General features: G+C 54.2%; 12 protein-coding genes and 2 pseudogenes. 3 read left to right on the forward strand and 11 right to left on the reverse strand.

The features are described 5' to 3' along the window. Nucleotides 1-329: 329 nt before the first annotated feature. Complete coding sequence (locus PPOP_RS07505; protein ID WP_006285565.1) at nt 330-1,343, forward strand: LacI family DNA-binding transcriptional regulator; 1,014 nt, start codon at nt 330-332, stop codon at nt 1,341-1,343. A 133-nt stretch (nt 1,344-1,476) separates the two neighbouring features. Here the strand turns inward: PPOP_RS07505 and PPOP_RS07510 are convergent, their stop codons facing one another. Then, a complete protein-coding gene (locus PPOP_RS07510; RefSeq protein ID WP_006285566.1) occupies nt 1,477-2,358 on the reverse strand; it encodes an ROK family protein in 882 nt (293 codons plus the stop codon). A gap of 287 nt (nt 2,359-2,645) precedes the next feature. Here PPOP_RS07510 and PPOP_RS07515 point away from each other — a divergent pair, with 287 nt between their 5' ends. Then, a complete protein-coding gene (locus tag PPOP_RS07515) occupies nt 2,646-4,001 on the forward strand; it encodes a C39 family peptidase (RefSeq protein WP_042227836.1) in 1,356 nt (451 codons plus the stop codon). 7 nt (nt 4,002-4,008) lie between these two features. Here PPOP_RS07515 and PPOP_RS19330 read toward each other — a convergent pair whose 3' ends face one another. The 7 genes and pseudogenes from PPOP_RS19330 to PPOP_RS23980 all read right to left on the reverse strand — a co-directional run. Next, complete coding sequence (locus tag PPOP_RS19330) at nt 4,009-4,680, reverse strand: hypothetical protein (RefSeq protein ID WP_052516593.1); 672 nt, start codon at nt 4,678-4,680, stop codon at nt 4,009-4,011. A gap of 197 nt (nt 4,681-4,877) precedes the next feature. After that, a complete protein-coding gene (locus PPOP_RS23975) occupies nt 4,878-5,108 on the reverse strand; it encodes a sulfatase/phosphatase domain-containing protein (RefSeq protein ID WP_006285570.1) in 231 nt (76 codons plus the stop codon). Between the two features lie 211 nt (nt 5,109-5,319). Next, nucleotides 5,320-5,574 (reverse strand): hypothetical protein, encoded by a 255-nt coding sequence (locus PPOP_RS07535; protein ID WP_006285572.1) that lies wholly within the window; start codon nt 5,572-5,574, stop codon nt 5,320-5,322. 121 nt (nt 5,575-5,695) lie between these two features. Continuing rightward, nucleotides 5,696-6,553, reverse strand: coding sequence for an inositol monophosphatase family protein (locus tag PPOP_RS07540; RefSeq protein ID WP_042227846.1), 858 nt, complete (start codon nt 6,551-6,553; stop codon nt 5,696-5,698). A gap of 212 nt (nt 6,554-6,765) precedes the next feature. Further along, the gene (gene fabI, locus PPOP_RS07545) at nt 6,766-7,536 is read right to left on the reverse strand and encodes an enoyl-ACP reductase FabI (protein WP_006285574.1); all 771 of its coding nucleotides are present in this window, start codon (nt 7,534-7,536) and stop codon (nt 6,766-6,768) included. Between the two features lie 103 nt (nt 7,537-7,639). Beyond that, nucleotides 7,640-8,656, reverse strand: coding sequence for a UV DNA damage repair endonuclease UvsE (gene uvsE / locus PPOP_RS07550; RefSeq protein WP_006285575.1), 1,017 nt, complete (start codon nt 8,654-8,656; stop codon nt 7,640-7,642). A gap of 208 nt (nt 8,657-8,864) precedes the next feature. After that, nucleotides 8,865-9,016, reverse strand: a pseudogene (locus PPOP_RS23980) (IS3 family transposase); the annotation flags it as partial. A 155-nt stretch (nt 9,017-9,171) separates the two neighbouring features. Here PPOP_RS23980 and PPOP_RS22635 point away from each other — a divergent pair. Further along, nucleotides 9,172-9,345 (forward strand): hypothetical protein, encoded by a 174-nt coding sequence (locus tag PPOP_RS22635; RefSeq protein ID WP_159101818.1) that lies wholly within the window; start codon nt 9,172-9,174, stop codon nt 9,343-9,345. On the opposite strand, the gene PPOP_RS07560 is transcribed toward PPOP_RS22635, so the two are convergent. The 3 genes and pseudogenes from PPOP_RS07560 to PPOP_RS07570 form a co-directional block, all read right to left on the reverse strand. Then, nucleotides 9,342-10,700, reverse strand: coding sequence for a nucleotide sugar dehydrogenase (locus PPOP_RS07560; protein ID WP_006285576.1), 1,359 nt, complete (start codon nt 10,698-10,700; stop codon nt 9,342-9,344). The genes PPOP_RS22635 and PPOP_RS07560 overlap by 4 nt on opposite strands. Nucleotides 10,701-10,798: 98 nt before the next feature. Beyond that, on the reverse strand, nt 10,799-11,215 hold the full coding sequence (locus PPOP_RS07565; protein ID WP_006285578.1) for a response regulator: 417 nt from the start codon (nt 11,213-11,215) through the stop codon (nt 10,799-10,801). 33 nt (nt 11,216-11,248) lie between these two features. After that, nucleotides 11,249-11,872 (reverse strand): annotated as a pseudogene (locus PPOP_RS07570) (glycosyltransferase family 2 protein); the annotation flags it as partial. Nucleotides 11,873-11,969 lie beyond the last annotated feature (97 nt).

Raw genomic sequence — 11,969 nt, forward strand, 5'->3', positions numbered from 1 at the left:
AAATAAAATGACCAGACGCATTGAAAGCGTTTGTAATCACATTATTAATCAATTATTCCCTGGTGTCAATCCACTTTTACTCAAAACCACGATTTGGATATTTTTAAATACTAAAATCAATTAACTTTACTATTCATATTTGTAACGTTATCATTTTTTGTAATGTTAGTTTTGTAATTCTTTCTTTTCTGGCATAATGACTTTATTAACCGATTTCATTGCGGAAGTTATTTCCGCTTTGGTTAGTATGCAATGCTTACGTGGTTTTTATTCTGCTACTATCCCCTAGGAAGTACGTACGCAAGCTGGAAAGGAGGTGTTGGTCGCTGATGAAATCAAAAGTAACGATGCAGGATATTGCAGAGCGGCTCCATATTTCCAAAAACTCCGTATCGCAAGCCTTATCGGGCAAGGACGGAGTAAGTAGGGAGACGCGGCAGCTTGTCCTCGAGACAGCGAAGCAAATGGGATATACCTACCCCTCCGCAAGGAAAAAGAAAGCATCCGAACCATCCGGAAATATCGCCTTAATTGCCTCGGATTTCGCGTTCGCGCAAAAGAGCTTTTTCGGGGAAATCTATTTGAGTGTAGAGCAAGAAACGAGAAGACGCGGCAAGCACCTGCTTATCCAATCCATCAACCGGGAATCGGAGCTTGAACAGGCCTTGCCCTCTTTCTTGGACAATCAAGACGTGGACGGGATTCTAATTCTGTCCCACCTAAGCACGGCCTTCACGAAGGCGGTTATCGACACCGGAATACCAACCGTACTCATCGACCACCATCATCCGGCCATTCATGCCGATTGCATCTTGACGAACAATCGCTTCAGTGCGTATGAGGCCGTTCAGCATCTGTACGATCTGGGACACCGCCGTGTCGGGTATATCGGCAATATTGATTTCTCGCCAAGTTATTATGAACGGCTGGAAGGATTCCGGCTCGCGCTGAGCGATATGGGGCTCACGGCCCGCTCGGAATGGATCGTGACCGCTGCCACGGAGCAGGCGGATGATGTCATGGATACGATGAAAGCGATGAGTGCTCAACCGACAGCCTGGTTCTGCGTGAACGACGGACTCGGGTTCCTTGTCAATTCCACGCTGCATCAACTTGGGTTCCATGTGCCGGATGACATATCGGTATGCAGCTTCGATAACGGGCAACTATCCCGCTTGGCAACGCCAATGACGACAACAATGGCCATTGATTTGAATCTGTTCGGCCGCAAAGCCGTCGAGCAGTTGTTCTGGCGCATGGAGCATAAGGATGAACCGTTCATTGAGCTGCAGCTACCTACCAAAATCATCGTACGCGCATCTACGGCTCCGCCACGGAAGTAAGAACGGCAGCCAATCATGCAATATGAAGCAAAAAGGTCGAGTAGGGAACAAGGGTGTCCCTAACTCGACCTTTTTTCGAATCTAACGGTCATCCCGTAAAAACTACTTTTGGGATAGCTTCACTCCGATTCGGTTATTGCTGGTTCAGCGCCTGCATCCCTAGCGCCAGCGCTCCGGTAATTCCCGCACGGTCCTGCAGGCCCGGCGGCACGATATAGCCGCTATCCGTATCCAATACGGCCGGATGCTGCACATAGCCGTTCAGCAGCCGCTTCACTTCCTCGCGAATGCGCGGGAATAGATGAAGCTGCTGCGATACCCCGCCGCCCAGAATGATCTTCTCCGGGGACAGGGTCAAAATATAATTCATCAACGCCTGAGCCAGATAATACGTCTGGAGCTCCCAAGCCTTGTGGTCTTCGCCTAATTCATAGGCCTTGACACCCCAGCGGGTTTCAATCGCCGGTCCGGCTGCCAAGCCTTCCAGACAATCCTGATGGTACGGGCACTTGCCCACATACGTATCCTCCGGATGGCGCTTCACGAAAATATGCCCCATCTCTGGATGAGTCAGCCCGTGAACGAGCTTGCCTTCCGCGACCGCCCCTGCCCCGATGCCGGTACCGACTGTAATATAGAGGCAGCTGCTCAGCCCCTTCGCCGCCCCGTAGGTCGCTTCGCCCAGCGCGGCTCCATTCACGTCCGTATCGAAGCCGATCGGAACATGAATATGGCGCTTCAAATGGCCCACGACGTCATACCCGCTCCAATGTGGCTTCGGCGTCTTCGCAATATGGCCATAAGTGGCACTCGCTGGATTCAGATCTACCGGTCCGAACGAACCGAAGCCGATGGCGTCGACTCCCTTATCCTTAAAAAACTGCACGGTACGGTCCATCGTCTCTTCCGGCGTTGTCGTAGGGAACGTCTCCGTCTCTCCTACCTGTCCATCCGGCGTGCCGACGGCGACGACAAATTTGGTGCCTCCACCTTCAATCGCTCCTATACGTATCATCACTTTCTCCCTCACCTTCTCCATGCCTGGTACGGCTGCGACCTGTCTGTCTATCGGTGCTGCGCAGCCCGCAGCTGCCGCCTTGCAAGCGGCAGCGCTTCCATCGGTCCCATTATACCATTCGGCCCGACACGTTCCAACACCAATCGAGCCGCTTCTAAGATTATGACACATTTGTCGAATTTTTTACCACCCTCCCCGTTTCCGCCTAAAAATCAGGATGATTAAAGAAATGCGCACTATTTACCGATATACATAGAGGAGTATGTCTGAGGAGGATATTGAAAGTGCCACAATTCGTTCGGCAGCTCAATCGTTGGCTGCTGTTCCTGATATTACTAGCGCTGTGCGCTTTTCCGATACAATCCCTGTTCGCCTCCAAATTCAAAGAGGGCGGGCTGCTCTTCTCATTCGGTGTGCCTACGGACGATATCGTCCTTATGCTGCACAGCAATACCGCCTTCGTCAGCCGTTACCTCGTTCCGATCGATGAGCGGGAGGGCAAGGCATCGCCATACCAGCAGTCCGGCGAGACGCTGGTTCCCGCCCGCTTCCTCGCTTCGAAGCTGGAGGCTGAACTAGCTTATGATGAAGCCACAGGCACGATCACCTTCACCAAGGACGAGGCACGGGTCACCTACCAGCTGAACAAGCCGGAGGTCAAGATTGCGGGTGCCACAACTCCGGTCAAGACGGCTCCGCACGTCAAAAACGGGTTGACGTACGTGCCGCTTCGCCCGGTTAGCGAGGCGTTCGGGCGCAACATTTACGCCCGGGATGGCCTTATCGCACTGTCGAAGCGCGATGACGCGCCGAATGAGACGCAGTGGAATGATTGGCGGAAAGAATTGTCCCAATATATCGACTATGATACGTTCGGACCCTATGGCGTCCAGCTTGGCGAGCGCTTCGAGCGCGTCTTCCGCCGCTGGGAAGACGCAGTCGCTTATGCCCGCCAGGCATCCGGACGGAGGGTAACCTATCGCGGGAAGCAGGTCATGTGGGACCCGGAGAAGCCGTCGCCGAAGTCGTTCCGCTACAACGGGGCGCCGCTCATTCTGCAACTGCCAGAGCTGCCGCGCGGCTGCGAAGTGACTGCCCTGGCTATGCTGCTGAAGACGGCGGATGTCGATGTCGACAAGATGAAGCTCGCCCAGGAAATCCGCAGAGACCCGACGCCGTATAAAAAAGCAGGCGGCAAGGTTTACTTCGGCAATCCGCATAAAGGATTCGTCGGCGACATGTACACCTTAGCCAACCCGGGACTCGGCGTCTATCATGAGCCGATTGCCGAGCTGGCCGAGCGCTACCTGCCGGACCGTATTGCCGACTTGACCGGCACGTCAATCGAGCACCTGCTATGGATTGTCGGGCAGGGCACCCCGGTCTGGGTCATTCACACGACGATGTATGATGAAGTGCCGGATACATATTGGGTGACATGGCAGACCCCGGATGGCCCGGTGCGCGTCACCTACTACGAGCATTCCTTTCTCGTCACCGGCTATGACGAGAAATATGTCTATATCAATGACCCGCTCGGCCGCCGCGATCGCATCGATCGTTCCGCTTTCCAGAGGGGCTGGGAGAAGATGGGGAGCCAAGCCATCACCTATTTGCCGCCGGAAGAGTCTGTAAAATGATTGCGGCTCAACAAGAAAAGCCCGAAGCCTTCCTATCCGTCGCGAGGAAAGCATCGGGCTTCTGTTGGTTATATATTGTACAGTGTCCACTTTTGTCAACGCATTTCTCCCTATCTCCAGGATGAAAAAAGCGATCCCCAGCACAGACACCACTGAGAATCGCTTCCGCTTCATCCGTCAAGGAGCCAAGTTCAATGTAAAATTGATCGCCGTTCTCCTTCAGCGTACGTATGCCGCTCTCTTCGTACAGTCCTTCTTCCACAATGCCAATCTCCTCACCATTCATATAGGTTTCGGTTCTCACCGAGTAGATCGTCTTCTTTCCCGCCTCTTTATCTTGGGACAGCGTCAGTACGATATGCGCCGGATCGGCATATTCCTGCACCTCATATTTCACTGGTTTATGGAACTCCAGGACAAAGCGATAAATGGAGTCGTCAAGCGTAACAACATGGTAAGCATCGGCTACCAAATCACTTTTTTTCAGCTCGTCAAAACTTTGCTCCTCGAGATAGCGGAACCATTTTCCAAATCGTTTATCCATTTGTTGCTCTCTCCCTTTATTTTCCTTCAAATATTGATTTGCCCGTTCCATAGCCGCCCGTATAACGGAGTCCAACTCAGCCGGGATTTTTATTTTTTCATACTCCTGCCGAAGATCATTCAATCGATTATTCAAGTCCCTCACCCTCCTCCAAATCGATTTTCAGCTTTTGCAATCCCCGATAAAGCCTTGACTTCACTGTACTGATAGGCAATTTCATCGGCAGCTATCAAAAAACGGAGCCCGCATCAACGCGGAACTCCGTTCACATCTATCAATTAGGACTCGTCGGCGCCTCGATCTGCGCATAATCCAGGAAGGCCTGTGCGAAATCAACGTTTCAGCGCCACCGTATCGGTCACGCCGCCTGGAGCAATCGCACGCGGGTAACGGACGACGAATGGCATGCGCAGCGACTCCTCGTACATGAACCCCTTGTCAATGACATCGGTTACATAACCTTCAATGCGGCAGCTTCCATTCGCCAACAATAGCCGCCTGGTATCCGTGCTCTGAAGCAGCTTCGGGAACGTCTGTTGTCTTCCGTCGATATGAGGCGTCACGTTGATGCGGCTGCCGTATCAGCTTATCGCATGGGAAGCATGGTCATCTGACATCACAAATAAAATGTTCGGTCTTCAGTATGATACGGACGTCATCGTTGTCCACTCCTTCGGTGAGCGAAGGCGGCTCCTGCCCCGACAATCCATCTTTCATAACGTTAAGGTGGCGGAGAACCCTGTGGTGCAACAGCACAGGGCCCCCATCATGTAATCATGAATCCTTCAGCTTATCTTCCTTCACTCGCTTCAAATACTCATCGTACCGGCTGTCGATTTCCTTCGCCATGCTTCGATACTGCTTCGTCTCCTCGATAATCGGGTCGAGGGCTGTCTGGATCCGGATCTCGGTGCGGGGCGGAAGGCGTCTTCGCACTGCTTCCTCCTGCTCCTCCATCTCCATGTCTCCTTCGGTCAAATATTCGCTTAGCCGGGCTTCCAGCCGCCGGCGATCTTCTGATTCGGGCATGAGCGCTCCCCCTCCTTCATACCGTAGTATACCCAATCGCTGGGCTCGCCCCGTATCAGATGCAGCTCGGAGTGCGGCCACAGCCGCCGGGTTCGCAGGTTCGCGGGAAGAAGCCGGGTTGTTACCCTTGCGCTCCCGCCGCCTCCAACGCTCCGATGAAGGCGTCATGGATAGCACCGTTGCTCGCGACGATATCGCGCATGCCCAGATGATACGGCTGTCCGTGCGTGTCAGTAATCTGTCCGCCGGATTCGCGAATGAGCAGACTGCCTGCCGCCAAATCCCATGCATTGAGATTCAGCTCCCAGAATCCGGTCAGCCTCCCGGTCGCGACATAAGCCATGTGCAGCGCGGCCGAACCCGCCGCGCGGATATTGCGCACCTGCAGCGCCAGCGCCTGAATACCCGCCAGATTGGCCGGCAAGGCGCGGGTATGATCGGTCGGGAATCCGGTCGCAATCAAGCTGTCGGACAATTCCTTCTCCGGCGCGACCTGCATGCGGCGGCCGTGCACATAGGCGCCTTTGCCTTTCTCCGCGACGAACAGCTCATCGCGCACCGGGTCATAGACGACGCCGACGATGACCTCGCCCTGATGGGCCAGCGCGATCGACACGGAATAGAACGGGAAGCCGTGGACGTAGTTCGTCGTGCCGTCCAGTGGATCAATAACCCATACATATTCCTCATTCTTCACCTGTTCCCAGGCTTGCCTGGAAGCGTCGTTTCCCGACTCCACCCCTTCTTCGCCCAGAATGGCATGGTCCGGAAAATGCGTCAATATCAGCTTGCGGATCATTTGCTCCGCGCCTTTGTCCACTTCCGTAACAAGGTCGTGCATGGATGACTTTATATGAAGCGACTTGAACTGCCCAAGCTTGCTCTTGATCCATTCGCCCGCCTTCGCCGCGCAATTCACCGCTACCACGGTGTGGCTCTTGCTCGATACGACGTATGGAGCTTTTTCATTCGTATTCAAAACAATCACGCTACTTTCTGTAAAAAATGGAACGGACTATTATTTTCTATTCTACGTTACTGCAACAACCAGGTTTCATTGATTTTTGACTGGCCTGGCCTTCACATCGTGAGTCTCGTTCCTGCCTATATACTGGAAGATACAGAAAAACCGCCTGGAGGAACTGGCCTCCCGTAAGGCGGGCGCCTGCTGCAGCGTCTCGTCCTATCGTCTTATACTCCGATAATATGGAAACCGCCGTCTACATAGATTACTTCTCCCGTGATGCCCCGCGACAGATGGCTCATCAGAAACATCGCGGTATCACCCACCTCTGCGGCGTCCGTTGTGCGGCGGAGCGGCGCTTTCTCCTCTACTTCCTTGAGGATGGAGTTGAAATCGCCGATGCCCTTCGCAGCCAAGGTGCGGATCGGTCCGGCCGAGACAGCGTTGACGCGAATGTTATGTTGTCCGAGATCGTTCGCCAAGTAGCGAACCGACGCCTCGAGCGCTGCCTTCGCCACGCCCATGACATTGTAATTCTTCATTGCGCGCTCAGCACCCAGATACGTCATCGTCATGATGCTGCCCCCTTCCGTCATCAGTGGATGCAGGCGCTGAGACACCGCGACAAGCGAGTAAGCGCTGATGTCATGCGCCAAGGCATAGCCTGCGCGGGATGTGTCCACATACATCCCTTGCAGTTCCTCCGTCTTCGCGAAGGCAATGCTGTGCACAAGTCCGTGCAGCGTGCCGAATTCTTCCCTAAGCCGGCTTGCCAGCGCATCAATATCTTCATCGACTGTCACGTTGCAAGGGAGAATGATAGAATTCGGAATCGTCTCCGCCAGCTTGCGCACGCGGCCCTCTACCCGGTCGCTCTCATATGTAAATGCCAATCTTGCCCCTTGAGCGGCCAAAGACTGTGCAATCGCCCAGGCGATGCTACGATCGTTCGCTACGCCCATGACGACGATATGTTTACCTGCCAATAATTGAGTCATTGCTTCAACCTTCCTCCTCTCGCCCACTCGCTTCATCGCGCATCATAGCCGCGAACAAGCGGTAAACGTTCTGTGTCCAACGTATCGTATTTTCACCATATTTTCAAGTGGAAGTCCATGATGGAGCGATTCGGACGTTGGCCTGATCCGCGATCGCAACCCCTTCTTCCCCGCAAGCGGCCAGATCGTCCATCAGCTTGAACAGCGCCTTGTCCTTGTGCTTCGCCTCAATCATCACGTCCAGCCGTTCGGTGTGGGCGGCTGCAATCCGCAAAAAATGAAGCAGCGGCACAACATCGACATCGTCGGCATGGCCGCGAGGATCCTTCTCGCTCTTCGGGCTGGAGACGTGAATCTTCGGCGGGAGCGGATCGTCCGGCGGGGCGTCGGCCTGGGCATACGGCGTCTCCCAGGTCCTAGCGATGCGGGGCCATAGCGCTTCCAGCGGTTCGCCTTCATTGTTGACCTGATGATGATGGATATCGAGCGCCATCGGCAGTCCGAGCCGCTCACAGACGGCCAACGTCTCCGCAGCCGTGAACGTCTTGTCGTCATTCTCCAGCGTCAGACGCTGCAGCAGCACTTCCGGCAGCTCCCTCGCGTGGCGGACGAACCGTTCCCCAGCCGCTCGCTTGTTGCCGTAGGCGCCACCGATATGGATATTGTTCTTCGCCCGCGCGTCGAGCCCCATTGCCCGCAGCATCCGAAGATGGTAGTTCAGATTGCGCTTCGAGCTCTCCAGCACTTCCTTCCGCGCTGTGCTAAGCACAGTGAAGTGATCGGGGTGGAACGACAGGCGCATGTCGTGCCTCCTCGCATATTCCCCGATAGCCGCGAAATCGTCCTCCAGCGCCGGGAACGGATCCCAATCGGCCAGCGCCTCGTGGGTCGCCAGCGGAATCAGCTTCGAGGACAGACGGTACAGCCGGATGTCATGTGCGCGGTTATGCTTCAGCAGCCGGAGGGTACTATGCAGATTCTCTGCCGCAATCCGCTCCAGCTTGTGCAGCGCTGCCTCGCGATCGGGTAGCTCCCGGAAGCGCTTATATGTCATCGTGCGTGACGTGGAAGCGTTCGACACCATCATCGACATGGCCACGTACCCGAATCGGACAAGCATGGAATCAGACTCCTTTTCCTCTGCGACGCATACTGCGCGCAGGAGTTCCTATTCCTATAATGTCCAATTTACCCAAATGGAACCATAGCGGCGCTCCGCTGACTTCTTTCTCCCCCCCAGATCAAAAAGTAGGAAGAAGTGGTTATTTTCTATGACTCGAAGGGGTTTCTAAAACAGAAAAAGGAGCCCCGCCAACACAATATTAGCAGAGCTCTTTTTTCAGCACGCTGTGGAACGACTCGGTACAAGCGTTATCGTAGCCATTGCCCTTACGGATCATGCTGCCCATCATGCCGTAATGTCGCAGCCTCGCTTGATCGTCGGAGGACGCATACGGGATGCCACGATCGGAAGGCGATGAACCGTCCCGCCTCCCGGGCCTCGCGAATCCAGCAGTCTATACTGTCCGGCCATTCCTTCACAATGCGAGTCTGCTCCTCCTTTCCACCCGATAGGAGATAAGGCTCGACGTCGAAATGGACGCCGCTGAACCGCTCCCTCTCCGGGACGACCGCATGGGCCGCATTGTAATCGCGGAGCCAGGTCGCCCGCGTATTCTCCGTTCCGGCCGAGCTGACAGCAGAGGAACGGCAGCCAAGCAGCAGAGCAGCACGGCTACCTTCAGCTCGTGCTGCCCGTTAACCGACCGCCTTCCTTGCTCCGACGGAACGGCCACAGACACGGTTTAGACCTGAACAACCCGATCCCACTCGCCCTGAATTTGCTGCACCGAATTGCCCAGCTTAAAAATATTCGGCCGCTCGATGGCCTGAAAGGCGTTGCGGGTGTCCAGAATCGGAATGCTCAGATCCGCCAGTTGTTCATAGTCCAACGACTGGTGATTCGTAATCAGCACCATGCAGTCATACGTCGGGAAGTCAGTCAGACTATAGTCGATGGTGCATACCTTTTTGCCCGACTTGCTGACGAAGTGAGTGGCGTGGGGATCGTAGTAAGCAACATTGGCGCCACTCGCCCCGAACAGCTCGTACACTTCCAGTCCCGGCGATTCCCGCAGATCGTCGATGTCGGGCTTGTACGCCATCCCGAGGATAAGAATTCTGGATTGATTGAGCGATTTGGCGCTCTGGTTCAAAATCCATCCGGTCTTCTCCACGACATAGTACGGCATGTTCGCATTGATCGATTGGGCGATATCGATAAATTTGCTGTAGAAGCGGAAGCCCTTCGCCTTCCAGGACAGATACATCGGATCAAGCGGGATGCAGTGGCCGCCAATGCCCGGTCCCGGGTAAAACGGCATGAATCCGAACGGCTTCGTCGAAGCGGCCTCGATGACTTCCCAGATGTCGATGCTCATCCGGTCGCACATCATCGCCATCTCGTTGATGAACGCAATATTGACGCTGCGGAATGTGTTCTCCAGCAGCTTGGACATTTCGGCCACCTTCGTGGACGAGACCGGCACAACCTTCATGACGACACGGCTATAAAGGGCGGAACCCAGCTCCAAGCAGGTCGGGGTGGCGCCGCCAATGACCTTCGGCGTATTGAACGTATTGTATTTTGTGTTGGAAGGATCAACACGCTCCGGCGAGAAGCAGAGGAAGAAGTCCTCTCCCGCGCGGTAACCCCGCTTCTCGATCTCCCGTTGAATGAGTTCCTCCGTCGTCCCCGGATAGGTCGTGCTCTCCAGCGTAATGAGGCTCCCCTTTTTCATATACTGCTTCAATTGGTCCACGACCTGCGTAATGTACGACGTGTCCGGATCCTGATTCTCGCTCAGCGGCGTCGGCACGCAAATGCTGACCGCATCCATCTCGCGAATATGCTCGTACTCGTTCGTAACCATGAACCGTCCCGTATCCATACATTGTTGCAGCGTCTTATCGCTGACGTCCTTAATGTAGGAGTTCCCTTGGCGGATGCTGGCGATCTTGGACGGATTCAGGTCCATTCCAATGACGCGGAACCCTTGTTTGCACATCTCCACCGCGAGCGGCAGACCGACATAGCCAAGACCGATGACTCCGACGACTGATGATTGATGTTCGATGTTATGTTTCAAATTGGCGGCATACATGTTCACAGGCTTCACCTTCCATAGAAGAATTAGGTTCATAGAGGTTGCTCCCAAGGACCGCTTACCGGCCTCTTGGAACGCGAATGAACTAAATCTATTCAAAAACAGCTTCTGATTCTGGCAACCAAGTCCGACGGCGAGAACGGCTTCGTAATATAATCGCTGACGCCTTGCTGAAAGCAGTGCTCGATTGTACTTCCCACGCGCTGCTCCGACAGAATGACGATTTTGGGCTCCTTGACCAGGTCCATCTTCTGAATCTGGGAAATGAACGGCAGTCCGCTCAATCCGTACAGATTCAGCTCGGTGATGATCAGCTCGTAGCCTTCCTTCCGGATCATGTCCAAAGCGGTTATCGCATCGGTTGCCGCATGCACCTCACAGCCCTGGAGCTTGAACTGAATCTGCAGGAATTCGCGCACGCTGTCGTCATGGTCGACGATGAGAATTTTCTTCGCAACAGACGCCTCTTTGACGGACGATGCAGCTTCCGGTTTCATTACCGTGTTCAGCATTTTCGGAAATACCACCTTTCCCAACGGTTATCGTCAAGCCGATTTGGTCGGCTTGCTGTCCTCTTGCCAGCTCTGACGGGTCATGGCCCCCCACGAGTTGTTGTTCTGGAAATATTGAATATGGCCTTGAATCCGCCATAGACCTCCCAACTGGCGATAGCCGAAGAACACGAGCACGCTGAACGCAAGCATGCGCAGCAGGTCGCTAATCCGCGGATATCGCTTGAAGGTAATTTATTCCAGCAATAGTGAGCCTATGGCAAGCAGCATGCCGAACAAGAAATTTATGAGCATGAAGCTAAGCACGATCGGCCACTGCGTCATGTCCATCAAGGTATAGCCGATAAGGGCAAGCAAGCCCGTGACTTTGACATACGGATTCAACGCCTCGAACAAAATCGTATACGGCATCGACAGCAAGCCGAATACTTTGTACTTCGGGCGAAACGCCATGTCGTAGTTCTCAACCATATTTTTCAGATTGCCGCGTGCCCAACGCTTCCGCTGATTGGACAAAATATGATACGTATCCGGCGCCTGTGTCCAGCAGACCGCTTCTGGGCAAAACGCGATACGGTACGGCAGTTTATGTTCCAGCATATAGCGGTGCAGCTTGATAATGATGTTCATGTCCTCACCCGGATACCCTTTGCGGTACCATGTTGTTCTTCTGTGATAATGTCATCCCATAACGGTTCTGAGATAATGTCACTATGGGACAGGAGACAATCACATTGAGCAGACAAGAGATGAA

It is taken from the genome of Paenibacillus popilliae ATCC 14706 (genome assembly GCF_000315235.1).
GTDB lineage: Bacteria > Bacillota > Bacilli > Paenibacillales > Paenibacillaceae > Paenibacillus_B > Paenibacillus_B popilliae.

Coding starts and splice junctions, on each gene's coding strand:
- uvsE (WP_006285575.1), bottom strand. CDS start 8,656: ATGCTTGTCCGATTCGGGTACGTGGCCATGTCGATGATGGTGTCGAAC.
- PPOP_RS07535 (WP_006285572.1), bottom strand. CDS start 5,574: ATGCCCGAATCAGAAGATCGCCGGCGGCTGGAAGCCCGGCTAAGCGAA.
- PPOP_RS07510 (WP_006285566.1), bottom strand. CDS start 2,358: ATGATACGTATAGGAGCGATTGAAGGTGGAGGCACCAAATTTGTCGTC.
- PPOP_RS07560 (WP_006285576.1), bottom strand. CDS start 10,700: ATGTATGCCGCCAATTTGAAACATAACATCGAACATCAATCATCAGTC.
- PPOP_RS07565 (WP_006285578.1), bottom strand. CDS start 11,215: ATGCTGAACACGGTAATGAAACCGGAAGCTGCATCGTCCGTCAAAGAG.
- PPOP_RS22635 (WP_159101818.1), top strand. CDS start 9,172: ATGGGCCGCATTGTAATCGCGGAGCCAGGTCGCCCGCGTATTCTCCGT.
- fabI (WP_006285574.1), bottom strand. CDS start 7,536: ATGACTCAATTATTGGCAGGTAAACATATCGTCGTCATGGGCGTAGCG.
- PPOP_RS07505 (WP_006285565.1), top strand. CDS start 330: ATGAAATCAAAAGTAACGATGCAGGATATTGCAGAGCGGCTCCATATT.